Genomic DNA, 23,665 nt, shown 5'->3' with positions numbered 1-23,665 from the left:
CTGCCCCCAGCCTCGTCAAGAAGCCACCGCGAACCATTGCGGTGGCTTTTTTGTTGTCGGATCAAGCCGACAAGGATTTCCCCCAAATGAGCACCGCGAGCATGCGCCTGGCGACTTAGGCTTGAAACATCGCTTCAGACAAAGGAGTTCCGATGCTCAAGTGGGCCATTATTTTTGCCATCATTTCCCTGGTGGCCGGTGTTTTCGGCTTCACCGGCGTAGCCGCAGGTGCAGCCGGCATAGCCAAGATCCTGTTCTTTATTTTCATTGCCGTTGCCGTGATCTTCGTGGTCCTGGCCCTGCTGGGCATTGGCGCAGTCAGCTAGTCGACACCGCCGGACCCGAAACACCAACCCGAATGCCTGCCTTGCGCAGGCATTTTTTCATGTGGAACGGACTCAAAGCCCCCGGGCAGTCAGCGCCAGCGTCTGGCTGAAGCCGGGCTTGGCCCGGTAAAGCTGTGCGGGCCGATGCGCTCCGCCACCCTGCATGGCCCCAGGCACGGGCTCCAGCCAGTCCATCTCATCCATCTTGCGCCTGAAGCTGACCTTGTTCAGCGGCTCGCCCAGAATGTTTTCATAGACCTGCTGCAGTTGCGGCAGCGTGAAGGTTTCGCCGCACAGGTGAACAGGCAAGGAGGAATACAGGCTTTTGCTGCGCACTCGCTCCAGGGCAGCATCCAGAATGGCCCGGTGATCGAACGGCAGCTGCGGCAGGGCCGAGAGCGGCACCACGCTGATGTCGGCGCGATCGGGCGGCAGGTTCTGAACGGGCAGCAGAGCGCAATAGGCGATTGCCACCGACCAGCCGCGCGGATCGCGTGCCGGGCCGCTGAAAGTAGCCAGCTGCTCAAGATAGGCACCTTCTATGCCCACCTTGGTTCTGAGCACGCGCGCCGCACTGGCCTTGGCGTCCGCATCCTCATCGGTATGAATGAAGCCGCCTGGCAAGGCCCATACCCCGGCAAAAGGCGCAGCCTGACGACGCAGCAGCACGGCATGCAGCTGCTGCTCCACCAGGGTCAGCAGCACCACATCCACACTGACCTGCACCGCTTCCCTGCGCTCATCGCTTTGATCCATTTTTTTACCAACTTCGTTTTTATTGTCTGATTATTTCATACGAGCTCAAAAATACTTAGTTGCAAAAATATTTTAAGTACTCTAGACTGCAGACATTGCATCTCGCAGGAAAGCTGAACACCATGAGTCATCCACAAACCCAGCTGCTCATCATTGACCCGCAAAACGACTTCTGCGATCTACCTGCCGACTGGTGCCCCCGCTCACCAGACACTCATCAGCTGATAGCACCCAGCCTTCCGGTGACGGGTGCTCATGCCGATATGCAGCGCCTGAGCAGCTGGATCGCAGCCCAGGGAGACAAGCTGGGCCAGGTCACCATCACTCTGGACTCGCACCAGGCTTATGACATTGCCCATCCCGCCTTCTGGCAGCAGCGCGATGGCCGTGCCGTCCTGCCATTCACCCCGATCACGGCAGCGCAGGTCCGTACCGGCGACTATGCACCGCGCAACGCTGCCGAACGCGAACGCACGCTGCAATACCTGGATCAGCTGGAGGCCCAAGGCAGCTACACCCTGATGGTCTGGCCGCCGCACTGCGAGATCGGCAGCTGGGGCCATGGCGTGCATGCCTGCGTGCTCGCGGCCTGCCGCCAGTGGCAGGAGCTGCAGCACCGTGCCATCCGCCATATCTTCAAAGGCATGAACCCCTGGACCGAGCACTACAGCGCCATTCGCGCCGAGGTGCCCGATCCGCAGGACAGCGAAACCGGGCTCAACACTGCCTTGCTGGCCCAGCTGCGCCAGAGCAGCACCCTGGTGATCGCGGGCGAAGCCAGCAGCCACTGCGTGCGCGCCACCACCGAGCACATCGTGGAGAACTGGGGCAGCAGCGATTACTCGCGCATCGTGCTGCTGACGGACTGCATGAGCCCCGTCACCGGATTCGAGGCCGCGCACCGCGACTTCCTGCAACGCATGCGTGCAACCGGTGTACGCTGCGAAACCAGCGCCAGCTTTGGCTTATGAGACAAATCAGCCTCTAGCGCCCATGGATAAAGCGCTAGCAGCTCATATTTTTGAAAAGAAGAACGGCATGAAGCCCATCATCACCAGCCTGCTGGACACCGACCTCTACAAATTCACGATGTGGCAGGCCATGCTGCACCGCCACCCCCAGACCGAGGCCGAGTACGAATTTGTCTGCCGCACGCCCACGGCCTTCCCGCTGGCCGAGCTGCTGCCCGAGGTGGAGCGCGAGCTGGACGCCCTGTGCAGTCTGCGCTTTGACCAGGGCGAGCTGGACTATCTGGCAGGTCTGCGCTTCATGAAGAGCGACTTCATCGACTTTCTGCGCATCTTCCAGTTCCAGCGTGCCTTCATCCGCGCCTGGGCCGAGGGCGACCGGCTCCATATCGTCGCCAAGGGCCCGCAAGTTCATGTGATGGGCTTCGAGATCTATGTGCTGGCCATCGTCAACGAACTGTACTTCCGCCGCTTCGATGCCGAGGCCGCCCTGGTCGAAGGCCGCAAGCGCCTGCAGGTCAAGCTGGCCCAGCTCAAGCACTTGGCTGTCGAGGCCAAGCTGCACAACCCCTTCGAGCTGTTTGACTTCGGCGTGCGCCGCCGCTTCTCGGGAGCCTGGCAGCGCGAGGTGGTGCAGGCCTTTGCCAAGGAGACCGCGCAGTGGTTCAAGGGCACCTCCAATGTGCTGCTGGCGCGCGACCTGAACCTGGTGCCCATTGGCACCATGGCCCATGAGTATCTGCAGACCTATCAGGCTCTGGGCGTGCGCCTGCGCGACTTCCAGGTAGCCGCTCTCGAGGACTGGGTGCAGGAATACCGCGGCGACCTCGGTATCGCCCTGACCGATACCGTGGGCATGGACGCCTTTCTGGCCGACTTCGACATGTACTTCGCCAAGCTGTTCGACGGCCTGCGTCACGACTCCGGCGATCCGTTCGAATGGGGCGAGAAGGCCATTGCCCACTATGACCAGCTGCGCATTCCCCCGCAGAGCAAGCGTCTGGTGTTCTCGGACGGACTGGATCTGGACACGGCCCTGGCGCTCTATCACCGCTTTGCCGATCGCATCCAGTGCGGCTTCGGCATAGGCACGCGATTGACCAATGACATGGGACTGACCACGATCAACATCGTGATGAAGCTGACCCATGCCAACGGCCAGCCCGTGGCCAAGATTTCGGACTCGCCCGGCAAGACGCTGTGCAACGACGAGACCTATCTGGCCTATCTGCGCCAGGTCTTCAACATCCCTGAGCCTGCTGCCAAGGCAGCCTGAATCTTCGGAGGCAACCATGCTGAAAGTCACCCTCGCCCAGCTTAACTACATGGTGGGCGACATCAGCGGCAATATCCGCCGCATGAGAGAGGCCGCAACCAGGGCCGCGGCCGAGCAGGCCGACCTGGTGGTGTTTTCCGAGCTGTCGCTGTGCGGCTACTACCCAGGCGACCTGCTGGACGAGCCCAGCTTTCTGCAAAGGCTGGACGCTGGTCTGCAGGAGCTGCTGCAGGCCACGCGCCAGTTTCCCGATCTGCACTGGGTCGTGGGCGCACCCACGCGCCACGATGGCCCCGGCAAACCGCTGCACAACAGCCTGCTGGTGCTCAAGAACGGACAGATTCGCCTGCAGTACGACAAGCAACTGCTGCCCACCTACAACATCTTCGACGAGCGCCGCCACTTCGAGCCCGGAGCCGACACGGCCAAGGTGCTGCGCGTGGGCAACTGCCAGGTGGGCTTTCTGGTCTGCGAGGACGGCTGGAACGACCAGGGTGCCGACTACGCCACCAACCCCTTTGTACGCATGGGCGATGCGGCCCCCGATCTGGTCATCAGCATCAACGCCAGCCCCAGCCACCTGGGCAAGCGCGAGCAGCGCCACGAGGTCTTCACCCAGGCGGCGGCACGCCACAAGCTGGCCATCCTCTACATCAACCAGATCGGCGGCCAGGATCAGATCGTGTTTGACGGCGCATCGTTTGCCGTGGAGCCCGAGGCAGGACTGGTCTTCGAAGCCAGGCGCTTCGAGGAAGATGTCTACACGCTGGAGCTGAATGCGCAAGGCCTGGCCACCATGGAGTTCTACCGCCAGCAGATCGTGCTGGGCCTGCGCGACTATGCGCGCCGCTGCGGCTTCCAGCAGGTGGTGGTGGGCAGCTCGGGCGGCATCGATTCGGCATTGACGCTGGCCCTGGCCGTCGATGCCCTGGGAGCGGAGAATGTGGTCGGCATCACCATGCCGTCGAGCTACTCCTCTGCCGGCTCGGTCGACGACTCCGTGCTGCTGTGCCGCAATCTGGGCATCAGACTCTACGAGCATCCGATCAAGGAGCTGGTCACCACCTATGCACGCCAGTTCGAGGCCAGCTTTGGCGAACCGCTCAAGGGCCTGGCGCTGGAGAATCTGCAGGCCCGCGCTCGCGGCACCACGCTGATGGAGTTTTCCAATGCCTTCGGCCATCTGCTGCTGACCACGGGCAACAAATCCGAAGTCTCGGTGGGCTACTGCACCCTGTATGGCGACACCAACGGCGGTCTGGGCTTGCTCGGAGATCTGTACAAGACCGAGGTCTTCGAGCTGTCACGCCATATCAACCGCCATGCGGGCCGCGAGCTGATCCCGCAGGCCATCATCGACAAGCCGCCTTCGGCCGAACTGGCTCCCGGCCAGAAGGACGAGGACAGCCTGCCGCCCTATGCCGTGCTCGACGAGATTCTCAAATGGCATATCGAGGGCCAGCACCTGTCCAGCAAGGAATATGCGCAGGCTGCAGCCTTTGTGGACAGGCTGCGCACAGAAGCCGGCGGCCCCGAGACCATTGCCCGCGTGCAGAAGCTGGTGTTCCGCAGCGAATACAAGCGCCGCCAGGCTCCGCCCATGCTTAGAGTACGCCCACGGGCCTTTGGCACGGGCCGGCAGATGCCGATTGCGGCACACTACGAATAGCAATGCCCGGCATCTGCTTGAGACAAGCTGACAACGCCTTGCAGCACCTTGGGTGCGGCCAAGCGCTTGGCGGCCTGTCTCGAATGCCGACTTTGGCCGTACCGGGCCTGATTAAACATTAAAAATGTGAGCTAACTTCGCTTACCCAGTAAGCGTTTGGCGCTTTTTTATCTATATTTGCCCTTGCGGGCGCCGATTTCTGTACGGGTTTCGCTCTCATGCCTCAAGCCAGTCCCAACACCTCCAGCAAGCGTGTCATCGCCGCCGCACCCGAGACCCTGCCCACCTCGGTGCCCCTGCATACTGCCGTGCTGATCGGCCGCTTCCAGCCTCTGCACAACGGCCATATGGCCTTGCTGCACGCCGCACTGGAGCGGGCTCGCCAGGTCGTGGTGGTGCTGGGCAGCGCCTGGCAGGCACCCAACCCCAAAAACCCGTTCAGCTGGCAGGAGCGCGCGCAGATGCTGCGCAATGCGCTATCGAAAGAGGATGCCGAGCGCGTACGCTGCGTTCCCGTGCGCGACTATTACAACGAGCCGCTGTGGGTGCATGCCGTGCGCGAAGCCGTGCAAGCCCATGTGCCCGAAGGCGCGAGCGTGGCACTGGTCGGACATTTCAAGGACTCCAGCAGCAGCTATCTGGCGCGCTTTCCGGGCTGGGAGCTGATCAGCCTGCCGCGCCTGGGCCAGTTTGACGCCACGCCGCTGCGCGAAATCTTCTTCGGTGAAGGCGACGCCTCGCCCGAAACCATGGATGCGGCTCTCGCCAGGCTTTCCTCCCAGATGCCCGAGAGCACGCTGGACTTTTTGCGCCGCTGGGCCCAGACACCGCTGTATCTGCGCCTGCAAAAAGAATGGCATATGTTGCAGGACTACAAGCGGGCCTGGGCCAAGGCGCCTTATGCACCGGTGTTCGTCACCGTGGATGCGCTGCTGCGCTGCCGTGCCAAAGGCCAGGATCAGGTGCTGCTGATCCAGCGCGGCCATGCTCCGGGCCAGGGCCTGTGGGCGCTGCCCGGCGGCTTTCTGGAGCAACGTGACAGCCTCTGGCAATCCTGCATGCGCGAGCTGCGTGAAGAAACCTGCTCCTCCATCAGCGAGGCCGACCTGCTGGCGGCCCTGCAGGCCGTGCAGGTCTTCGATCACCCGGACCGCAGCCTGCGCGGGCGTACCATTACCCATGTGCACTATCTGGATCTGGGCGTGCAGCCCAGCCTGCCTCCGGTACAGGGCGCGGACGACGCCGCCCTGGCCCGCTGGGTGCCGATTGCCGATCTGCCCCGCATGGAGGCCGAGTTCTTCGAGGATCATTTCCAGATCCTGTGCCAGTTCCTGCCCGTGACTCTGGCTCAGAGCGAGCCCGAGCTCCAGGTCGCCTGATACACAAAACCATAGCTGCAAGCGCTTTACCATCAAGCGCTGGAGCCACTTTTCCCTGATATTTAATGAGCCAGCTCCATATCCGCCCCGCCACCGAGCAAGACATCGACCTGATCTTGCACTTTGTGCGCGAACTCGCCATTTATGAAAAGGCCGAGCATGAGGTCAAGGCCACGCCCGACCATGTGCGTCGCACGCTGTTCTGCGCCAACCCAGCCGTCTTCGGCCTGATCTGCGAGATTGACGGCCAGCCCGTGGGCTTTGCCGTGTACTTCTTCAACTATTCCACCTGGCAGGGCCAGCACGGCCTGTACCTGGAAGACCTGTACATCACGCCTGACGCACGTGGCCACGGCGCCGGCAAGGCCCTGCTCCAGCATCTGGCCCGAGTTGCCATGGAAAAGGACTGCGGCCGCTTTGAATGGAGTTGCCTGGACTGGAACACGCCCTCCATCAAGTTCTATGACAGCCTGGGAGCCCTGCCGCAGACCGAGTGGATCCGCTATCGCATGAGCGGCTCGGCCCTGCAGGCCATGGCTGCTGGCGACAAATAGGACTGAGCTGCAGGCCGGATCATCCAGAGTGATGTGTGTAGACCTTCAAAATGATGCGCACCCCTTTTCAGATTGAGTGTACGCAACATCAACAATGCGGCGCGTTCGCGCTTGCGCCAAAATGAATGGTTTTGCAAAACAATAACAAAGGCGGCAATCAGTGCTGACCTTTCACACTATCTCTGGAATCCAGAATGCCAAGCTATCAAGAACTCATCGCTCAGAAAAGTGCGCTGGACAAGCGCATCGAAGAAGCGCGCAGCACCGAAGCCAAGGAAGCCCTGGCCACCGTCAAGCAACTGATCGCCACCTTCGGCTTTACCTCTCAGCAAGTCTTCCCCTGGAAGCCTGAAGAAAAGAAAAAGGTCGAGGCCAGGTACTACGACCCCGAAAGCGGCGCGACCTGGACCGGCCGCGGCAAGCCTCCGAAGTGGATCGAAGGCAAGGACCGCAGCCAGTACGAAATCAAGACCACGCCTACCGTGGACTTCAGCGCCCCTCGCGACGAAAAGAACCCGTTCCCGGTTCAGTAAGCGGCCTGGCCCGTTCAGCCCCCAGCAGCCTGCTCCGTCGGCAGCGGCGCCTTGAGCATGCGCACCAAGGCTGTCACGTTCAGGCACTGGATGAGCAGATCTCCGTCATTGGCACGGATCAAGCGATCCACCAGCTGATCTGCCGCACCCGCCATTGCAGGAGCCAGTCGCAACTGCCCGCTCTCGAAGCGCACCACGCCTTCGAGATCGCTGACCAGCACGCCCAGCTTGAGCCCCTGGTGCTCCAGCACGATCACCTGGCTTTGCGCCGTCCTGGTCACGGGCTGGCCAAAGAGCAGTGCTCCCAGATCAAAGACCCAGACATAGCCGGCCACGACTCCCTGGCTGCGCCGCGCCAGCGTTCCCACGCAGTGCGGCAAGCGACCGGCTGAAACGGGGGCGATGGCCGAGGCACTCTGGGCCTCGAGCACGCAGGCCGCATCGACGGCAAGCACGCTGCGCCCCACAAAAAAAGTCGCCATCTCCATGCCCAATGCGCTGCCCTGACTGGCCGCAGCCAGGCCTTGCACCCTGGTATTGCGGCGACCGACAGCCGCCTGGGCATCGTCCTGCACGGCACCAAAAGCCTGCACGGACAGCGCAAGCACCTCTTCGCGATAGCCGTCGCTGCGTTTGAACTCCCGGTAGCCGCTGCCCGCCGTGATCGCCACCACGCAGTACTGACCTTGGTACACCATGGCACGGGCCAAGCTCTGGCCTGGGGCCAAGGCCAGCATCTGCGGTGGCAGATCCAGCCGCATGCCCGGCTGCAGCTGCACATCCGAGGAGGACATGACCATGCCCGATCGGTTCAGGTAAGCCACCTGCCTGCTGGTTGCGCCTCCTGCCTGCACGCCAGTCACGCCTTCCAGCATGGCCTTGAACTCACGCTGTGCATGAAACACCAGGCCAATCCCGCCCAGCACCATCCCGTCGACGTTGCGTATGGCCGCGTGATAGATATAGGTCGGGCCATCATCCTCGTGCTGCACACAGGGCCTCCATGGAGACACGTGATAGGCCTGGGTCCCTGCCAGCGCCAGGACCTGATGCAGGCTGTCCGCCTCTATATGGCTGCCCAGCAGCTCGTGGCTCTCTGCCTGCCCTCTATGGCTGACGGCCACGACTTTGCCGCGGGCGTCATAGACCATGATTTGCTGGTAGACGGTATAGAGATCGTGAATGCCGGTGAGCAACCCGCACACCTCGCTCACCAGATCCCCCGCCTTCTCCCCCTGGGCCAGGGCTTCCAGCAAATCGGACAGCTGCGGCGTCAATGCCCACCAGCGGCAGTCGTTGGCGCGCTCGTAGAGATTGCGATCCAGCAGTTCCACCAGCAGACTCGTCAGCAGGCTGTTGTCCCGCAGTGCGGTATTGAGCACCGTGCCATAGAGCGCATCAATGGATTGGGAGAAGACCTCGTTCGTCCGCGCCCCCGTCTCGCCAATCTGCTCCAGCACGGCTTGCAGCCGCGTGTTGTCCATCTGCTTGCCTGCAGTCATCACCCGCCCGTTCCAGACCACACGGCGTATGGTGTCCGCCGCGCTGTGGATGGCGTGCAGGGGCGGGCAGAAACGGTGTGCATGTGTCAGCAGACCCTGAGCCACCGCGGCATCCAGCCCATCCAGACCCGCTTGCGATTGAAGACCGAAGGCCAGCTCCAGCGGTGTCATGATCTGCGCTCGCCAGCCCTTGGGGCCCATATAGCCTTGATAGCCTGCCGATGCCGCAGACTGCACCAGATAGGTGCGCCCCCCATGCACATGCAGCACGCTCGCACCATCACGGTGAGGCTGCACATTCGCGCCCACACCAATCCAGTGCAGATCGCTGCTGGCCAGCACCTGACCCTGCTCATCCAGCAGCAGGGCGATGCTGGTCTGCGCCTCTGGTGCGCCACTGCCGTCGACCTGGTCGCGTCCGCTCCAGATGCCTTGCATCTCACCGTCGAAGTCGAAGCACAGGCACAGCACGCCCATGGCTTGCCGGTTGATGGGGTCCAGCATGCGATGCGCATAGATCAGGCCGCTGTCATGGCCCGGCAGCAGGTCGGTGGCACCAAAGCTCTGCACAAAGCCCGGGCTTTGCAGCGCACGGGCAATCAGCGCATCCCGGCATGGCTGATCTGTGGCCTGACTCCTCTCGCGCGCACTCGCTCGCACCCGGCCTTCGGCATCCAGCAGCAGAATGTCCGCATAGACCGTGTATTTACTCCGGTACGCCTGCAGACGCTGGGTAATGGCTGCCTCATCGCCATCCAGCCCAGCCATGAAACCGCACAGCACGGCATCGGTCGCCAGAAACCCCACATCGGCCGTGCGCTCGTAGAGATTGCGCACCAGGGTATCGATCAGATGCTGTGCCTGACTGGACAGCCCTGCCGTCACTCCAGCCACCGCCTGCATGACCATGGAGCGCACCAGATCCTGCTCCAGCCGCTCGAAGCCGCCACGCGTGGCGGCCATCATGGGCAACAAGGCCTGAGCTTCCTGAGGGCAATTCATCTTGGCGGAGGACTCTATGAGCCGCCACATCAGATTCAGCTCTCTGAGCGAACTCTCGCAGCGCCCGACTTGGCGCATATGAGGAATGAAGACGTCTGTCTGCAGCAGATCCTGGGCGCGCTGCGCCGGGGCAGTCATGGTTTCTAGAGGCATGTTCTGGCAGAGCAAAAGCCAGGCCTATTTGTAAAAACACGTTACACATGACCCAGAACAAACCCTGCTCGTTGAGCAATTTGCCCTCTGATCGGCTGGGGGGAGGTCTTGAAAGCTCGGGAAATTGCCTTATTATTAGCACTCGATGGGGTTGAGTGCTAACAGCTTGACCCTAGATATTCCGAATGTCGGCCAGGATGGCTGGCAAGTCTTGTTTCAACTTTGTTGATGTATTTAGGAGTTGGTATGAACCTGCGTCCCCTGCACGATCGCGTGATTGTCAAGCGCCTCGAAAACGAAACCAAGACAGCCTCGGGCATCGTGCTCCCTGATGCTGCCACCGAGAAGCCTGACCAGGGCGAAGTGCTGGCTGTGGGTCCCGGCAAGCGCAATGACAAGGGCGAACTGATCGCCCTGAACGTGAAGGTCGGCGACCGCGTTCTGTTCGGCAAGTACTCTGGCCAAACCGTGAAGATCCACGGCGACGAGCTGCTGGTCATGAAGGAAGACGACCTGTTCGCAGTCGTCGAGAAGTAATCCTTCCCGAACACCTCCCCTATTCATAGCTGCTGGCGATTGATTGATAAGCGCTGGCAGAACATTTGAACCCCATTCTTTAGGAGCCAAAAATGGCAGCAAAAGACGTAGTTTTCGGCGGTGAAGCACGTGCACGCATGGTTGAAGGCGTGAACATCCTGGCTAACGCAGTCAAGGTTACCCTGGGCCCCAAGGGTCGCAATGTGGTGCTGGAGCGCTCCTTCGGCGCCCCCACTGTGACCAAGGACGGCGTGTCCGTGGCCAAGGAAATCGAGCTCAAGGACAAGCTGCAGAACATGGGCGCCCAGCTCGTGAAGGAAGTGGCCTCCAAGACCAACGACATCGCTGGTGACGGTACGACCACCGCTACCGTGCTGGCCCAGGCCATCGTGCGCGAAGGCTCCAAGTACGTGGCTTCCGGCCTGAACCCCATGGACCTGAAGCGCGGCATCGACAAGGCTGTCGCCGCCCTGGTGGAAGAGCTGAAGAAGCAATCCAAGGCCACCACCACCTCCAAGGAAATCGCCCAAGTCGGCTCGATCTCTGCCAACTCCGACGAATCCGTGGGCAAGATTATTGCCGACGCGATGGACAAGGTCGGCAAGGAAGGCGTGATCACGGTTGAAGAAGGCAAGTCGCTGGACAACGAACTCGACGTCGTCGAAGGCATGCAGTTCGACCGTGGTTACCTGTCGCCCTACTTCATCAACAATCCCGAAAAGCAAGCCGCTGTTCTGGACAACCCCTTCGTGCTGCTGTTCGACAAGAAGATCAGCAACATCCGTGACCTGCTGCCCACACTGGAAGCTGTGGCCAAGGCCGGCCGTCCTCTGCTGATCATTGCCGAAGACGTTGAAGGCGAAGCCCTGGCGACTCTGGTGGTCAACACCATCCGCGGCATCCTGAAGGTTGTGGCTGTGAAGGCACCTGGCTTCGGCGACCGCCGCAAGGCCATGCTGGAAGACATCGCCATCCTGACTGGCGGCAAGGTCATCGCTGAAGAAGTGGGCCTGTCGCTGGAAAAGGTGACCCTGGAAGACCTGGGCCAAGCCCAACGCGTCGAAATCGGCAAGGAAAACACCACCATCATCGACGGTGCTGGCCAAGCCGCTGAAATCGAAGCCCGCGTCAAGCAAATCCGCGCTCAGATCGAAGAAGCGACCAGCGACTATGACCGTGAAAAGCTGCAAGAGCGCGTGGCCAAGCTGGCCGGCGGTGTTGCCGTGATCAAGGTTGGCGCTGCCACCGAAGTCGAAATGAAGGAAAAGAAGGCCCGCGTGGAAGACGCCCTGCACGCTACCCGCGCTGCTGTGGAAGAAGGCATCGTGGCCGGCGGTGGCGTGGCCCTGCTGCGCGCCAAGCAAGCCGTTGGCGCCCTGGCTACCGGCAATGCCGAACAAGACGCCGGCATCAAGCTGGTGCTCAAGGCTATCGAAGCCCCTCTGCGCGAAATCGTGGCCAACGCCGGTGGCGAGCCTTCGGTGGTCGTGAACGCCGTGCTGAACGGCTCCGGCAACTACGGCTTCAACGCTGCCAACGACAGCTACGGCGACATGCTGGAAATGGGTATCCTGGATCCCACCAAGGTGACTCGCACTGCTCTGCAGAATGCCGCTTCCGTGGCTTCCCTGCTGCTGACCACCGAGTGCATGATCGCAGAAGCCCCCAAGGCTGATGCAGCTCCTGCCATGCCCGACATGGGCGGCATGGGTGGCATGGGCGGCATGGGCATGTAATTGCTCTGCTGCTACCGGGTGGTCTGCACCATCCGGTTTTGCACAAAAGAAAAGGCCGCATCTGCGACCTTTTCTTTTTGCGTCCCGCTTCACGAGCTGCTCGGCTCCGGGCAGAAAAAAGCCAGCCGATATCGGCTGGCTTTTGCATCCAAGGATTTGCCTCAGAAGCGATGACGCAGACCGATGGTGATGCCGGTACGCTTTTTCGCGCCATTGGCATCAAGCATCACGCCCGCACCGCCCTTGGTCTTGGTGTGGTCCACCGCGAAATAGGCATCGGTACGCTTGGAGAAGGCATAGTCGGCCACGGCAACGATAAAGTCAGCCTTGCCATTGAAGGCGCCAGTCGCCGACCCCGATTGCTTGGCATGGTAGTAGTGCATGCCGGCATTGAGCTGCGGAGTGACTTGGTAGCCAAAGCCCACCTTGAACATCTCACGCTTGTTGGCAAAATTGCCAGGAGCATTGCCCGCGATAAAGCCACCATTGGACGAACCTGTCCAATATGCGTTGAGCAAGCCGGCATCAAAAGCAGCACCTGCGCCCGCAGCCGCCAGACTATCCTTGACCTTGTTCTGGCCATAACCAGCCATCAGATAAAGAGGTCCGGTGCGATAGGAGCCGCCCAATGTCCAAGCATCCACATCGGTGCCGGCCGGCAAGGTCGAACGCTGGAAAGCGCCCCCCACAGAAATGCCGTTGGCAGAATAGCGCAGATAGCCGCCTGCGGTCTTCAATGCCAGTCCGCCCGGAGTCATATCCACTCCAGCCCCTTTCTTCGCAAAGGTGTTGCTCTCGTCAAACGAGTACTGCAAGCCCGCACGAACAGGGCCGAACTCGGCCACGTACTTCAGCATATTGTTTGCACGCGCGCCCAGAGACATGCCGATTTCAGGCTTGTAGGCATCCATATAAGGGGAATATGGGAACGATGCGTAGGTAGAGGTGACCAGATCGAACAATACGTTGTACTGGCGACCCATGGTCAGTTGGCCAAAGCTGGTGCTGCGCAAGCCCACCCAGGACTGGGCGAAATAAGGCTGTGCGGTGCTGGGAGTACCGGAATCCGTCCAGAAACGATTTTCCAGATTGGCAATCGCCGACAGGCCACCGCCCAGGTCTTCCTTGATATTGATACCCCAGCGGCTTTCGGACATGCCGCCGCCAATCATTTTGGTCAGACCGCTTTTATTCGCTCCCTCATTATTGGTATGGCGAATTGCCGCATCCACAATGCCATATAGCTGAACGCTGCTTTGTGCATATGCCAGAGTTCCCATGGTTCCCAGCACAGCCAAGGCCAATGTTTTTTTCACAAATGAAGCTGCCATTGTGTTGCCTCTCTCTTAATTCAATTCGCAAACAGTTGGTGGAAAATTCATTCTAGAAATGCTTTCCTCAACCGCGCGAGCATTGGCACAAGCGCAACACAGGCCTTTCCCTCTGGGGGCAAACCTCTCAGCAATCACCCTTTAAGGTCTAACCCGGAAAACAAAAAAGGCCTGTCTTTCGACAGGCCTTTGGCTTTTAAGCAGTTACTGGCTTACACCAGCAATTGATTAGAAAGCGTGGCGGATACCAACTTGCACGCCAGCTTGGTTGCGGCCGGAACCGTCAGCCTTCAGGCCCACGGTGTCGCTCACGCCCTTGGCAGCCAGAGCGATAGCGGAACCGTCTTGGTTCTTCAGGTAAGCAACAGTGCCGTACAGAGCAGTGCGCTTGGACAGGTTGTGCACATAGCCCAGCGACAGTTGGTGAGCCTTAGCAGGACCTTGTTGGTCGTAGTAAGCGTACTGAGCCTTCACTTCGCCCACGCCACCCACGGGAGCGGACACGCCCAGCAGGTAGTTACGGAACTTGGCGCTGGAACCAGCATCGGGCTTGTACTTGATTTGCTGAACGTTACCCACAACCTTGGCCACGCCGAAGTTGTAAGAAGCGCCGATGGACATTTCGTCACGGTCGCCAGTGCCACCGTTCAGAGTGCCGTAAGCAGCAGTCACGCTCAGGGGGCCGTTGTCATAGCCAACGTTACCACCAGCATAACGGCCGGTCTTGCCCACGCCTTGCTTTTCGTCGAAAGCGTAGCTCACGTTAGCAGTGAAGCCGCTGAAGTTGGGCGAAGAGTACGACACCATGTTGTTAGCACGGATGGTGTTGGCGTCAGCACCGAAAGCACCGCCAGCAGTCGACCAGGCCTTGAAGCCCAGGTTTTGGCCGATACCGGTAGCGCCGAACAGGTCATACTTCAGACCAGCACGGAAAGTGGGGGTAGTTTCACGACCCAGGCGAACTTCACCGAAGTTGCCGGACAGACGCACTGTGGATTCGCGCTTGAAGTTGAAGCCGGAAGCATTGCCGTCGTCACCGAAGATTTCGCCTTCCAGCCAGAAGCCAGCCTTCAGACCGCCACCCAGGTCTTCAGTACCGCGCAGGCCCAGACGGCTGGTAGCGTTACCGCTGCTGTGCACGCCGTACTTGGCGTCGTTGCCGGAAGCGTTGTCCACATAGGAAACGCCAGTGTCAACGATACCGAACAGAGTCACGGAAGATTGAGCCATTGCGGCGCCGGAAGCGGCCAGCACTGCCAGGGCGATCAGAGATTTTTTCATTACGAGTTACTCCAAGGTTTAGAAGGGCGCCGGTTCTATGGGAGAGAGACTTGAGCCTCGAGCTCCACCGGTTTCCCGCGCCAACCTCCTGGTGGGGAAGTTGGGTCTATTGCACCAGACCCCCGAGCCCAGCGCAAAGGAATTCACCCAAAACTGCTCGATTCGGCGCGTTTTCGTTGCACCACCGCAACAAACTCCGGACCGTACTAGCGGGCACACCCTTAGGGGTTTCAGCCTAGCATTGCCCCAGCGCAAGTTGCGGATGAATCACTCTGGTGTACCTTATGTGCATTGACGCCACACGGGCGCCGCACCGAGCTCTTTTCACCATGGACAAGTTTCTGACCGCTGCCGATGCAGCCCTTCGCACTCTCTTTGCCGACCCGGTTGCCTCCGAGCGTTCGCCCGCTACAGGAATTGCCGAAGCCGATTTGAGCGATGAGCAGCGCAGACTCTCTGCAGCCTTGATGCGCGTCAATCATGTGGGCGAGGTCTGTGCCCAGGCCCTGTACAACGCCCAGGCCATGGTCACCAAGGACATGGAGCTGCGCGAGCATCTGCTGCACGCCGCGCGCGAGGAAATGGACCACCTGGCCTGGACCCGGGAACGCCTGCATGCCCTGGGTGGCAGGCCTTCGCTGCTGAACCCGCTGTGGTTTGCGGGCGCTTTTGCCATTGGCACGATTGCCGCCAAGATCAGCGATGCCACCAGCCTGGGTTTTGTGGTCGAGACCGAAAACCAGGTCTCCGCCCACCTGGGCAGCCATCTGGGCCGCCTGCCCGAGGAGGACGAGGCGTCGCGTGCCGTAGTCGAGCGCATGAAGGATGACGAGGAACGTCATGCCGCTGCAGCGATCGATGAAGGTGCGATGCAACTGCCCCCGATTGCCCAGGGGCTGATGCGTGTGGCGGCCAAGGTCATGACTATTACAGCGCACCGTATCTGACGCATCACACGGAGACGGACACTTTGTTCAACAAAAAACGGACCCTAGCGGCCCGTTTTTTGTGATCGTGAGTGCGCTCAGGCTTCGACGATGTCGAAACCCGTCGTGATTTCGGCGGTCTTGCCCAGCATGATGGTGGCCGAGCAGTATTTGTCGTGGCTCATGGCGATGGCACGCTCGACGGCGCCGGCAGGCAGGTTCTTGCCGCTGACCGTGAACTGCATATGGATCTTGGTGAACACCTTGGGGTCGACATCGGCGCGCTCGGAAGTCAACTGCACGCTGCACCCCTTCACATCGTGGCGGCCACGCTTGAGGATGAGCACCACGTCGTAGGCCGTGCAGCCGCCGGCGCCGGCCAGCAGCATCTCCATGGGGCGCGGAGCCTGATTGCGACCGCCGTTGGCCGGGTTCTTCTCGTCCGGCGCGCCATCCATATTGACTACATGGCCGCTGCCGGTCTCTGCCACAAAACCCATGCCCGAGCGCGTTCCAGTGGCCGCGCCTGTCCAACTAACCGTGCATTCCATTGTTTTTCCTCTCGAAACTGTTGCAATTTTGCATCAAATACATAAAAACCCGAATCTTTTGATGCACAGAAAACACAAGCCTCATACAATACAACCCAAGCGTTACCTGTGAGGTCAAACCCGCAGGCAGACTGCAGATTACTGGTTAATCCCGATCTGTATCGCACCCTTTGTCTCCTCCACCTCCTCTAATGGTGGATTCAGCCCCTAGCTCTTGAGCTAGGGGCTTTTTTTCGTGCCTGCTCCCCGGGTTTCTCAGAGCAACAGCATGCACCTCTTGAGCGAGTACTGCAGCGCAGCAAGCAAGCGCCTATCATGGTCGGCTTCCATGCACCCGGCAGGCTGATTACCCTGGCTCTGGTGCTCTGCTTTCGATTTGCACCATGACCCAAGCCCTGACCCCTGCCGATTATCTGACTCGCATCCTCAATGCACGCGTCTATGACGTAGCCGTGGAGTCGGATCTGGACATTGCCAAGAATCTCAGCCGCCGCCTGCACAACAAAGTGCTTCTGAAGCGCGAGGACCAGCAGCCCGTGTTCAGCTTCAAGTTGCGCGGCGCCTATAACAAGATGGCCAATCTGACGGCCGAGCAGCTGCAAAAGGGCGTGATCTGCGCCAGCGCGGGCAACCATGCCCAGGGCACGGCGATGAGCGCCAAGAAGCTGGGCTGCCGCGCCGTGATCGTGATGCCCACCACCACGCCCCAGGTGAAGATCGATGCCGTGATCGCCCTGGGCGGCGAGGCGGTGCTGGCCGGAGAAAGTTACTCCGACGCCTACAAGCACGCCGTCAAGCTGCAAAAGTCCGAAGGCCTGACCTTTGTCCACCCCTTTGACGATCCCGATGTGATTGCCGGCCAGGGCACCATCGCCATGGAAATGCTGCGCCAGCTGCAAAAGCTGGGCAGCCAGCGTCTGGATGCCATCTTCGTGCCCATCGGCGGCGGCGGCCTGATTGCCGGCATTGCCAACTACATCAAGGCCGTGCGCCCCGAGGTGAAGGTGATCGGCGTGCACACCAAGGACTCGAACGCCATGATGCAGTCCGTGCAGGCGGGCGAGCGCGTGGAGCTGGCCGATGTGGGCCTGTTCGCCGACGGCACGGCCGTGAAGCTGGTGGGTGCGGAAACCTTCCGCGTCACCCAGGGCCTGGTGGATGACTATGTGACCGTGGACACCGATGCTGTCTGCGCCGCCATCAAGGACATCTTCACCGACACCCGCTCCATCGTGGAGCCATCGGGCGCCCTGGGCGTGGCGGCCATCAAGCAGTACGCGGCCAGGCACAAGACCAAGGGCGAGACCTACGCCGCCATACTGAGCGGCGCCAATATGAACTTCGACCGCCTGCGCTTTGTGGCCGAGCGTGCCGAGGTCGGCGAAGAGCGCGAAGCCCTGTTCGCCGTCACCATCCCCGAGGAGCGCGGCAGCTTCAAGCATTTCTGCGAGGTGGTGGGCAAGCTGCCCGGCGGCCCGCGCAGCGTGACCGAGTTCAACTACCGCATCAGCCACGACAGCAAGGCCCATGTGTTTGTGGGCCTGACCACGCCGACCAAGGGTGAGTCCGAGAAGATCTGCAAGAACTTCCAGAAGAACGGCTTCGAGGCGCTGGACCTGACCTTCGACGAGATGGCCAAGGAGCATCTGCGCCATATGGTGGGCGGCCACTCGCCGCTGGCCCAGGACGAGCGCCTGCTGCGCTTTGTCTTCCCCGAGCGTCCCGGCGCGCTGTTCAAGTTCCTGAGCCTGATGGCGCCGACCTGGAATATCTCGCTGTTCCACTACCGCAACCAGGGCGCCGACTACGGCCGCATCCTGGTCGGCATGCAGGTGCCGGCCAAGGACCACAAGAAGTTCGACAGCTTCCTCAAGAACCTTGGCTATCCCTGGGTCGAGGAAACCGGTAATCCTGCGTACCAGTTGTTCCTGAAGTAAAAAACAGGAGCTGCTACCGCTTTTCCAACATGGATTTCAGATAGAAATGCATCTGAAACCAAGGAACAAAAAGCGGAACCAGCTCCTTTTTTATTCAAAACACCATGCAAGCCCTGCGCCACTATCTGCTGGCCGTCCAGTTCTTCAGCCGCATCCCCGTGGCTGGACGTCTGGCGGCCTGGGTGGGCTGGAGCCCCGAGATGCAGCGCGCCAGCGCCGCGCATCTGCCGGGAGTGGGCTGGCTGGTGGGCCTGTGGGCTACGCTGCTGCTGGGCGCCCTGCTATGGCTGCTGCCGACAAGCCCCTGGTCGCCGCTGGCGGCGGCGCTCATCAGCACCGCCGGCACGCTCTGGCTGACCGGCGGTTTCCATGAGGACGGCCTGGCTGACGTTGCCGACGGGCTCGGCGGCCTGGTGCCAGCCGAGCGTGCGCTGGAGATCATGAAGGATTCGCGCATCGGCGCCTATGGCGTGATGGCCCTGCTCATGGCCCTGCTGACCAAGGTCGTGCTGATCGCCCTGCTGCTGTCCGTCATGCAGCCGTTCTGGGGACCGGTGCCGGTGCTCATACTCGTGTGCTGCATTCATGTACTGTCACGCTTTGCGCCGCTGGTGCTGATGCACAGCCTGCCCCATGTCGGCCTGGCCGCGAGCAGCAAGACCCTGCATATCGCGGGCAGGCAACTGGGCTGGCCAGGGCTGCTTACCGGCAGCCTCTGGTGCCTGCCTGCACTGGGCCTGCTGGGCTGGCTCGGCGTCTGGAGCTTTGTGCCCAGCCTGCTGGCGGCCATGCTGGTTACCACCTGGCTGCTGCAGCGCTGGCTGCGCAGGCGTCTGGGCGGCATGACGGGCGACTGCCTGGGCGCCTGCCAGCAACTCAATGAACTGGCGCTGCTGCTGACCAGCTGCATCTACCTGCGCCAGTTGCTTCAGGCATGACAACACTATGGCTGGTGCGCCACGCGCGCCCCTTGATCGACACCGAGCGCTGTTATGGCCGCCTCGATATCGCTGCCGATGCACAAGCCACCCGGCAGGCCACACAGGACTTGCTGCCATCTCTGCAGCCCCTGCATGGCCAGTTGCAGATCCGCCATTCGCCTCTAAAGAGATGCAGGCAGCTGGCGTTGGATCTGCAGGCACTGGAGCCTGATTTCGTCTCCACCCCCGACGGCAGGTTGCTGGAGATGGATTTCGGCCATTGGGAAGGCATGCGCTGGAATGACATCGGCGAAGCCGCCATCAGCGCCTGGGCGCAGGATCTGGCGCTGCACGCGCCCGGCGACGGCGAATCCCTGGCAGACATGCTGCAGCGCGTCCACGAAGCGCTGCAAGACGCAGCCGCCGGCGACGGCGCACATATGGTGTGGATCTGCCACGCAGGCGTGGCGCGCTGCGCGCAATGGCTGCTGCAGCATGGCCGCCAGCTGCCGCAAAGCCATGAATGGACCTTGCCGGCGCCCGCCTATGGGCAGTGGCTGCGGCTTGAACTCAGTTGAATGACGCCATGGGCGGCCTGGGCAATTGCAGCACCGTGCTGGTCGGCCCGTTGGCAGGACCCAGTCGCGCTTCGCGCGCCGCCAGCGATTGCAGAATCACGCCCTCCTCCACGGCTTCACCCACGCGCACGGCCTTGCTGCCCTTGCCTTCCACGGCAATCACGGCGGCACCGCCACCGGTTTCATGCCCGGCCAGAACCCCGAGCAGCGCATAGCGGCTGGCCACTGGTGCAGCCACGGCGGCGACAGGCGCGGCGACCGCCCCCAAAGCCTTGGCCATGGCCTGGGCATTGGCCTGCACCGGCTGCGCAGGCAGGACCGAGGGTAACTGCTCACTGGCGCTACCGACGAACCGGAGTGTCCAGAACACCACCACCGCAGCGGCAATCGCCCACAGCAGCAGGGTGGTGAGCTTGACCTGCATGGGGATGCCTTGACCTGGATTGAAAGATTGCGTTCGCATTCGACGATTATGATGGTGCAATACTGCATTTTTCCTACAGTTCCCAATGAGCACCAACTGCCGCCATCCGCTGTCTGCTATTCGCCACGCCGCATCGCGCGGCTTTACCCTGATCGAATTGATGGTGGTGCTGGTCATCATTGGCGTGCTGGCTGCCCTCATCGTGCCCAATGTGCTGGACCGTGCCGACGATGCCCGCGTAACCGCCGCCAAGACCGATATCGCCAATATCAACCAGGCGCTCAAGCTCTACCGTCTGGACAACCAGCGCTACCCCACGGCCGAACAGGGTCTGCAGGCGCTGGTGGTCAAGCCCACCACAGGCCCGGCTCCGCAGAACTGGAAGCCCTATCTGGAAAAGCTGCCCAACGATCCCTGGGGCAATCCCTATCAATACCTGAACCCCGGCGTGAAGGGCCCCATCGACATCATGTCCCTGGGCGCTGACGGCAAGGCCGGCGGCGAAGGCAAGGATGCGGATATCGGCTCCTGGCAATAGCAATGAGCCCCCACGCTCCCTCACAGCGTGTGGTCGCTGCCCCCAGAGGGGGCCCTGACCGGCTGGTGCCGGGGTTTGCCTTGGGGCGGCCCGGCGGCAACCCCGCATGCATCAAATGCCTGTAAAGCCGGCGCGCTCAGCCACAGGGACAGCCAGCAAGGGCCGCCCCGCAGCACAGGCTGTCGTCCCCCGGGGGGGAAGGCGCGCAGCGCTTCAGGGGGGATTCACACTCTTGGAGTTGCTGGTGGTGATTTCCATCATGGCGCTGGCAACGGCCGGCGTGAGCCTGGCCATACGCGACAGCGGAGAGCAGCAGCTCGAGCGCGAGGCCCAGCGCCTGGCCACATTGCTGGAGTCGGCACGCGCCCAGGCCCGCACCAACGGCACGCTGGTGGTCTGGCGCCCGCTGCCGCAAGGCTTTCGCTTCGAAGGCCTGCCGGCCAACGTCAAGATGCCCACGCAATGGCTGCAGACCGCCGTGCTGGTGCAACCCGCCACGCCCGTGGTGCTGGGGCCGGAGCCGTTGATTCCAAGGCAAAGCATCACGCTGTCGCTGCCCGGCAGCAACTCGGCGCCGCTGCAACTGGCCACCGACGGGCTGCGCCCGTTCAGCATTCAAAGCCTGCAGGTGGCGCCATGAAGTCCGCCCTGCAACAACGCGGCTTCACGCTGATCGAGGTGCTGGTCGCGGTCGGCATTGTCGGCGTCACCCTGCTGGCCGGCCTTCAGGCCAGCAGCGCACTGACGCGCAACGCCCAACGCCAGTCCGACGTCATCCTGGCCCAGCTCTGCGCGCAGAACGAGCTGGTGCGACTGCGGCTGTTCAATCAGATGCCGGCAGTCGGCGACTCCACCCTCAACTGCCAGCAGGCCGGCCGACAGATGCAGGTACAGCTCAGCGTGCGCCCCACGCCCAATCCCAGCTTCAGGCGCGTGGATGCCCAGGTGTTTTCCGAGGCTGCTGCGGTGCTGCGCGTCTCCACCATCGTCGGTCGCTACTGAATCATGAGCAGCATGCGCAACAAAGACCATGGTTTCACGCTGATCGAGCTGCTGGTCGCCCTGGCCGCCATGGCCCTGCTGTCCATCATGAGCTGGCGCGGCATCGACGGCATGCTGCGCGCGCAAGAGGTGACGCGTGAGCAGGGCGAGCAGCACGCCGTCATGCAGACCGTGCTTGCCCAGTGGAATGCCGATCTCAACGCGCTGATGCCGCTGCAGGGACGCCAGGTGCTGGACTGGGATGGCCAGGTACTGCGCCTGACGCGCAAGACCAGCGCAGCCGTCGACAACGGGGCGCTCGTCGTGGCCTGGAGCCGGCGCAATGTGGACGGCCGCTCCCAATGGGTGCGCTGGCAATCGCTGCCCGCACGCACGGTCAGCGAATGGAACGATGCCTGGAACCAGGCTGGTCAATGGGGCCGCAACCCCTCCAGCGACCAGATGCGCCGCGAAACCGTGCTGATACCGCTCGATCTCTGGCGTGTCTACTACTACCGCAGCAACGCCTGGACCAACCCGCAGTCCAGCGATCAGGGCGGCGATGACGGCAGCAGCGCCGGCAGCGACGGCAATCCCGTGCTGCCCACGGTGCCCGACGGCATACGCATCGAGCTGACCCTGCCGCCCGGCCGCGCGCTCAACGGCGTGATGACCGTGGACTGGGTCAACCCGCTGCGCTCCAACTCACGATCATGAAATCCCCCCTGAGTCGCTTTGCGCCTTCCCCCCTGGGGGACAACCCCCACGCTGCGGGGCGACCCTTGCCCGGGGTTTCCGGCTTGGGGCACGCCGGTTTCAGGCGCACACGCCAGCGCGGTGCAGCGCTGCTGGCGGCCATGCTGACGGTGGTGCTGGTCGCCACCCTGGCCTCGGCCGCTCTCTGGCAGCAATGGCGCGATGTGGAAATCGAGACCGCCGAACGCAATCGCGTGCAGGCCAACTGGTTGCTGCTGGGCGCGCTGGACTGGTCGCGCGTGGTGCTGCAGGAGGACTCGCGTGCCAACCGCAGCAACCCGGTCGATCACCTTGGCGAGCCCTGGGCCGTGCCGCTGCAGGAAGCGCGCCTGTCCACATTCCTGGCCGCAAAGAACAATGTCAGCCAGGTGGACGACGGTCTTGCCGACATGCAGGACGCCTTTCTTTCGGGCGAGATCGTGGATCTGCAGTCGCGCCTTAATCTGCGCAATCTGCTCAGCGGGGCCGATTCAGGCGTGAAGGAGGAAAACCTCAAGCCTTTTCTGCGCCTGTTCGAGCGCCTGGGCCTGCCCGGCAGCTCCGCGATGCAGATCGCCACGGCCCTGCAGCAAGCCATGCGCGGCAAGAGCCAGGCTGCGCCGCTGATGCCGCGCACGGTCGGGCAGCTGGGCTGGCTGGGCATCGATCCGCGCATCATCGCGCGCATCGAGCCCTATGTGTCGCTGCTGCCCGAGCGCACCCTGGTCAATATCAACACAGCCAGCGCCGAGGTCATCTGGGCCAGCACCGAGGATCTGGACTGGGCTCGCGCCAACCAGCTGGTGCAGCTGCGCGACGCCTCACCTTTCAAGTCCCTGAGTGCTGCAGCTGCTGCCATAGGACTGACCGGCATCTTCAACAGTGCCACGCACTCCGTGACCACCAGCTATTTCGAAGCCCGTGGCCGCCTGCGCCTCGGGGACAACGTCCTGAGCCAGCGCTCACTGATTCAGCGCAAGGACATGAGCGTCAACACCTTGTGGCAGGAGCATGCCGACTGGGGGATGCCCTCAGTTGCCAGACACTGACACCCCGATGTCACACTGACCCC

The 23,665-nt window shown here is 61.9% G+C and carries 24 protein-coding genes; 18 read left to right on the top strand and 6 right to left on the bottom strand.

Annotated features, from left to right (window positions below; translation table 11 throughout):
* Nucleotides 1-152 precede the first annotated feature (152 nt).
* On the top strand, nucleotides 153-326 hold the full coding sequence (locus ACLBXN_RS00985) for a DUF1328 domain-containing protein (RefSeq protein ID WP_003058756.1): 174 nt from the start codon (nucleotides 153-155) through the stop codon (nucleotides 324-326).
* Between the two features lie 72 nt (nucleotides 327-398).
* Here the strand turns inward: ACLBXN_RS00985 and ACLBXN_RS00980 are convergent, their stop codons facing one another.
* Nucleotides 399-1,082 (bottom strand): NUDIX hydrolase, encoded by a 684-nt coding sequence (locus ACLBXN_RS00980; protein WP_447610846.1) that lies wholly within the window; start codon nucleotides 1,080-1,082, stop codon nucleotides 399-401.
* A gap of 122 nt (nucleotides 1,083-1,204) precedes the next feature.
* Between ACLBXN_RS00980 and ACLBXN_RS00975 the strand changes: the two genes are divergently transcribed.
* The 6 genes from ACLBXN_RS00975 (at nucleotide 1,205) to ACLBXN_RS00950 (ending at nucleotide 7,461) form a co-directional block, all read left to right on the top strand.
* Nucleotides 1,205-2,053 (top strand): cysteine hydrolase, encoded by an 849-nt coding sequence (locus ACLBXN_RS00975; protein ID WP_447610845.1) that lies wholly within the window; start codon nucleotides 1,205-1,207, stop codon nucleotides 2,051-2,053.
* Between the two features lie 67 nt (nucleotides 2,054-2,120).
* On the top strand, nucleotides 2,121-3,326 hold the full coding sequence (pncB, locus tag ACLBXN_RS00970; RefSeq protein ID WP_447610844.1) for a nicotinate phosphoribosyltransferase: 1,206 nt from the start codon (nucleotides 2,121-2,123) through the stop codon (nucleotides 3,324-3,326).
* A gap of 16 nt (nucleotides 3,327-3,342) precedes the next feature.
* Nucleotides 3,343-4,995, top strand: coding sequence for an NAD+ synthase (locus tag ACLBXN_RS00965; protein WP_447610843.1), 1,653 nt, complete (start codon nucleotides 3,343-3,345; stop codon nucleotides 4,993-4,995).
* 218 nt (nucleotides 4,996-5,213) lie between these two features.
* Nucleotides 5,214-6,374: a bifunctional nicotinamide-nucleotide adenylyltransferase/Nudix hydroxylase gene (locus ACLBXN_RS00960; protein ID WP_447610842.1), complete on the top strand. Its 1,161-nt coding sequence runs from the start codon at nucleotides 5,214-5,216 to the stop codon at nucleotides 6,372-6,374.
* Between the two features lie 65 nt (nucleotides 6,375-6,439).
* Nucleotides 6,440-6,928, top strand: coding sequence for a GNAT family N-acetyltransferase (locus ACLBXN_RS00955; protein WP_211457793.1), 489 nt, complete (start codon nucleotides 6,440-6,442; stop codon nucleotides 6,926-6,928).
* A gap of 194 nt (nucleotides 6,929-7,122) precedes the next feature.
* Nucleotides 7,123-7,461, top strand: coding sequence for an H-NS histone family protein (locus ACLBXN_RS00950; RefSeq protein ID WP_043003578.1), 339 nt, complete (start codon nucleotides 7,123-7,125; stop codon nucleotides 7,459-7,461).
* A 14-nt stretch (nucleotides 7,462-7,475) separates the two neighbouring features.
* Here the strand turns inward: ACLBXN_RS00950 and ACLBXN_RS00945 are convergent, their stop codons facing one another.
* Nucleotides 7,476-10,103, bottom strand: coding sequence for a chemotaxis protein CheW (locus ACLBXN_RS00945; protein WP_447610841.1), 2,628 nt, complete (start codon nucleotides 10,101-10,103; stop codon nucleotides 7,476-7,478).
* 261 nt (nucleotides 10,104-10,364) lie between these two features.
* Here ACLBXN_RS00945 and groES point away from each other — a divergent pair, with 261 nt between their 5' ends.
* Entirely contained in the window at nucleotides 10,365-10,655 is a 291-nt protein-coding gene (groES, locus tag ACLBXN_RS00940; RefSeq protein WP_003058782.1) for a co-chaperone GroES, read from the top strand.
* 92 nt (nucleotides 10,656-10,747) lie between these two features.
* A complete protein-coding gene (gene groL / locus ACLBXN_RS00935; protein WP_019043013.1) occupies nucleotides 10,748-12,391 on the top strand; it encodes a chaperonin GroEL in 1,644 nt (547 codons plus the stop codon).
* 161 nt (nucleotides 12,392-12,552) lie between these two features.
* On the opposite strand, the gene ACLBXN_RS00930 is transcribed toward groL, so the two are convergent.
* The gene (locus tag ACLBXN_RS00930; protein WP_043003580.1) at nucleotides 12,553-13,722 is read right to left on the bottom strand and encodes a porin; all 1,170 of its coding nucleotides are present in this window, start codon (nucleotides 13,720-13,722) and stop codon (nucleotides 12,553-12,555) included.
* A gap of 228 nt (nucleotides 13,723-13,950) precedes the next feature.
* Nucleotides 13,951-15,003: a porin gene (locus tag ACLBXN_RS00925; protein ID WP_447610839.1), complete on the bottom strand. Its 1,053-nt coding sequence runs from the start codon at nucleotides 15,001-15,003 to the stop codon at nucleotides 13,951-13,953.
* Between the two features lie 329 nt (nucleotides 15,004-15,332).
* Here ACLBXN_RS00925 and coq7 point away from each other — a divergent pair, with 329 nt between their 5' ends.
* On the top strand, nucleotides 15,333-15,950 hold the full coding sequence (gene coq7 / locus ACLBXN_RS00920) for a 2-polyprenyl-3-methyl-6-methoxy-1,4-benzoquinone monooxygenase (protein ID WP_167006538.1): 618 nt from the start codon (nucleotides 15,333-15,335) through the stop codon (nucleotides 15,948-15,950).
* A gap of 77 nt (nucleotides 15,951-16,027) precedes the next feature.
* Here the strand turns inward: coq7 and ACLBXN_RS00915 are convergent, their stop codons facing one another.
* A complete protein-coding gene (locus tag ACLBXN_RS00915) occupies nucleotides 16,028-16,480 on the bottom strand; it encodes an OsmC family protein (protein ID WP_167006541.1) in 453 nt (150 codons plus the stop codon).
* Nucleotides 16,481-16,863: 383 nt separating this feature from the next.
* Between ACLBXN_RS00915 and ilvA the strand changes: the two genes are divergently transcribed.
* From ilvA to ACLBXN_RS00900, 3 genes are all read left to right on the top strand, one after another.
* The gene (ilvA, locus tag ACLBXN_RS00910; protein ID WP_447610838.1) at nucleotides 16,864-18,417 is read left to right on the top strand and encodes a threonine ammonia-lyase, biosynthetic; all 1,554 of its coding nucleotides are present in this window, start codon (nucleotides 16,864-16,866) and stop codon (nucleotides 18,415-18,417) included.
* Nucleotides 18,418-18,521: 104 nt separating this feature from the next.
* On the top strand, nucleotides 18,522-19,355 hold the full coding sequence (locus ACLBXN_RS00905; protein WP_447610837.1) for an adenosylcobinamide-GDP ribazoletransferase: 834 nt from the start codon (nucleotides 18,522-18,524) through the stop codon (nucleotides 19,353-19,355).
* On the top strand, nucleotides 19,352-19,915 hold the full coding sequence (locus ACLBXN_RS00900; protein ID WP_447610836.1) for a histidine phosphatase family protein: 564 nt from the start codon (nucleotides 19,352-19,354) through the stop codon (nucleotides 19,913-19,915). Before ACLBXN_RS00905 ends, ACLBXN_RS00900 begins: the two co-directional genes overlap by 4 nt.
* On the opposite strand, the gene ACLBXN_RS00895 is transcribed toward ACLBXN_RS00900, so the two are convergent.
* Nucleotides 19,908-20,378, bottom strand: a complete 471-nt coding sequence (locus ACLBXN_RS00895) for a general secretion pathway protein C (RefSeq protein ID WP_211457799.1) — start codon at nucleotides 20,376-20,378, stop codon at nucleotides 19,908-19,910. The genes ACLBXN_RS00900 and ACLBXN_RS00895 overlap by 8 nt on opposite strands.
* Nucleotides 20,379-20,424: 46 nt before the next feature.
* Here ACLBXN_RS00895 and gspG point away from each other — a divergent pair, with 46 nt between their 5' ends.
* From gspG to gspK, 5 genes are all read left to right on the top strand, one after another.
* Nucleotides 20,425-20,877: a type II secretion system major pseudopilin GspG gene (gspG, locus tag ACLBXN_RS00890; RefSeq protein WP_043003586.1), complete on the top strand. Its 453-nt coding sequence runs from the start codon at nucleotides 20,425-20,427 to the stop codon at nucleotides 20,875-20,877.
* 232 nt (nucleotides 20,878-21,109) lie between these two features.
* Complete coding sequence (locus ACLBXN_RS00885; protein WP_211457800.1) at nucleotides 21,110-21,517, top strand: type II secretion system protein GspH; 408 nt, start codon at nucleotides 21,110-21,112, stop codon at nucleotides 21,515-21,517.
* Nucleotides 21,514-21,879 carry a type II secretion system minor pseudopilin GspI gene (gene gspI / locus ACLBXN_RS00880; protein WP_447610835.1) on the top strand — a complete coding sequence of 122 codons (366 nt, stop codon included), beginning with the start codon at nucleotides 21,514-21,516 and terminating at the stop codon, nucleotides 21,877-21,879. The genes ACLBXN_RS00885 and gspI overlap by 4 nt, the downstream gene beginning before the upstream one ends.
* Before the next feature lie 3 nt (nucleotides 21,880-21,882).
* Nucleotides 21,883-22,575 (top strand): PulJ/GspJ family protein, encoded by a 693-nt coding sequence (locus tag ACLBXN_RS00875; RefSeq protein WP_447610834.1) that lies wholly within the window; start codon nucleotides 21,883-21,885, stop codon nucleotides 22,573-22,575.
* Entirely contained in the window at nucleotides 22,572-23,642 is a 1,071-nt protein-coding gene (gene gspK, locus ACLBXN_RS00870) for a type II secretion system minor pseudopilin GspK (RefSeq protein ID WP_447610833.1), read from the top strand. Before ACLBXN_RS00875 ends, gspK begins: the two co-directional genes overlap by 4 nt.
* Nucleotides 23,643-23,665: the final 23 nt, after the last annotated feature.

It is taken from the genome of Comamonas sp. C24C (assembly GCF_053345995.1).
This window is presented reverse-complemented; position numbering and strand designations above follow the sequence as displayed.

What these genes read in the sequence shown, in the direction of transcription:
- coq7 (WP_167006538.1), top strand. Translation starts at nt 15,333, where the DNA reads ATGGACAAGTTTCTGACCGCTGCCGATGCAGCCCTTCGCACTCTCTTT.
- ACLBXN_RS00980 (WP_447610846.1), bottom strand. Translation starts at nt 1,082, where the DNA reads ATGGATCAAAGCGATGAGCGCAGGGAAGCGGTGCAGGTCAGTGTGGAT.
- ACLBXN_RS00900 (WP_447610836.1), top strand. Translation starts at nt 19,352, where the DNA reads ATGACAACACTATGGCTGGTGCGCCACGCGCGCCCCTTGATCGACACC.
- gspG (WP_043003586.1), top strand. Translation starts at nt 20,425, where the DNA reads ATGAGCACCAACTGCCGCCATCCGCTGTCTGCTATTCGCCACGCCGCA.
- groES (WP_003058782.1), top strand. Translation starts at nt 10,365, where the DNA reads ATGAACCTGCGTCCCCTGCACGATCGCGTGATTGTCAAGCGCCTCGAA.
- ACLBXN_RS00925 (WP_447610839.1), bottom strand. Translation starts at nt 15,003, where the DNA reads ATGAAAAAATCTCTGATCGCCCTGGCAGTGCTGGCCGCTTCCGGCGCC.
- ACLBXN_RS00985 (WP_003058756.1), top strand. Translation starts at nt 153, where the DNA reads ATGCTCAAGTGGGCCATTATTTTTGCCATCATTTCCCTGGTGGCCGGT.
- ACLBXN_RS00915 (WP_167006541.1), bottom strand. Translation starts at nt 16,480, where the DNA reads ATGGAATGCACGGTTAGTTGGACAGGCGCGGCCACTGGAACGCGCTCG.
- ACLBXN_RS00930 (WP_043003580.1), bottom strand. Translation starts at nt 13,722, where the DNA reads ATGGCAGCTTCATTTGTGAAAAAAACATTGGCCTTGGCTGTGCTGGGA.
- ilvA (WP_447610838.1), top strand. Translation starts at nt 16,864, where the DNA reads ATGACCCAAGCCCTGACCCCTGCCGATTATCTGACTCGCATCCTCAAT.
- ACLBXN_RS00965 (WP_447610843.1), top strand. Translation starts at nt 3,343, where the DNA reads ATGCTGAAAGTCACCCTCGCCCAGCTTAACTACATGGTGGGCGACATC.
- ACLBXN_RS00955 (WP_211457793.1), top strand. Translation starts at nt 6,440, where the DNA reads ATGAGCCAGCTCCATATCCGCCCCGCCACCGAGCAAGACATCGACCTG.
- ACLBXN_RS00950 (WP_043003578.1), top strand. Translation starts at nt 7,123, where the DNA reads ATGCCAAGCTATCAAGAACTCATCGCTCAGAAAAGTGCGCTGGACAAG.
- groL (WP_019043013.1), top strand. Translation starts at nt 10,748, where the DNA reads ATGGCAGCAAAAGACGTAGTTTTCGGCGGTGAAGCACGTGCACGCATG.
- ACLBXN_RS00960 (WP_447610842.1), top strand. Translation starts at nt 5,214, where the DNA reads ATGCCTCAAGCCAGTCCCAACACCTCCAGCAAGCGTGTCATCGCCGCC.
- ACLBXN_RS00945 (WP_447610841.1), bottom strand. Translation starts at nt 10,103, where the DNA reads ATGACTGCCCCGGCGCAGCGCGCCCAGGATCTGCTGCAGACAGACGTC.
- ACLBXN_RS00975 (WP_447610845.1), top strand. Translation starts at nt 1,205, where the DNA reads ATGAGTCATCCACAAACCCAGCTGCTCATCATTGACCCGCAAAACGAC.
- ACLBXN_RS00895 (WP_211457799.1), bottom strand. Translation starts at nt 20,378, where the DNA reads ATGCGAACGCAATCTTTCAATCCAGGTCAAGGCATCCCCATGCAGGTC.
- gspK (WP_447610833.1), top strand. Translation starts at nt 22,572, where the DNA reads ATGAAATCCCCCCTGAGTCGCTTTGCGCCTTCCCCCCTGGGGGACAAC.
- gspI (WP_447610835.1), top strand. Translation starts at nt 21,514, where the DNA reads ATGAAGTCCGCCCTGCAACAACGCGGCTTCACGCTGATCGAGGTGCTG.
- ACLBXN_RS00875 (WP_447610834.1), top strand. Translation starts at nt 21,883, where the DNA reads ATGAGCAGCATGCGCAACAAAGACCATGGTTTCACGCTGATCGAGCTG.
- ACLBXN_RS00905 (WP_447610837.1), top strand. Translation starts at nt 18,522, where the DNA reads ATGCAAGCCCTGCGCCACTATCTGCTGGCCGTCCAGTTCTTCAGCCGC.
- pncB (WP_447610844.1), top strand. Translation starts at nt 2,121, where the DNA reads ATGAAGCCCATCATCACCAGCCTGCTGGACACCGACCTCTACAAATTC.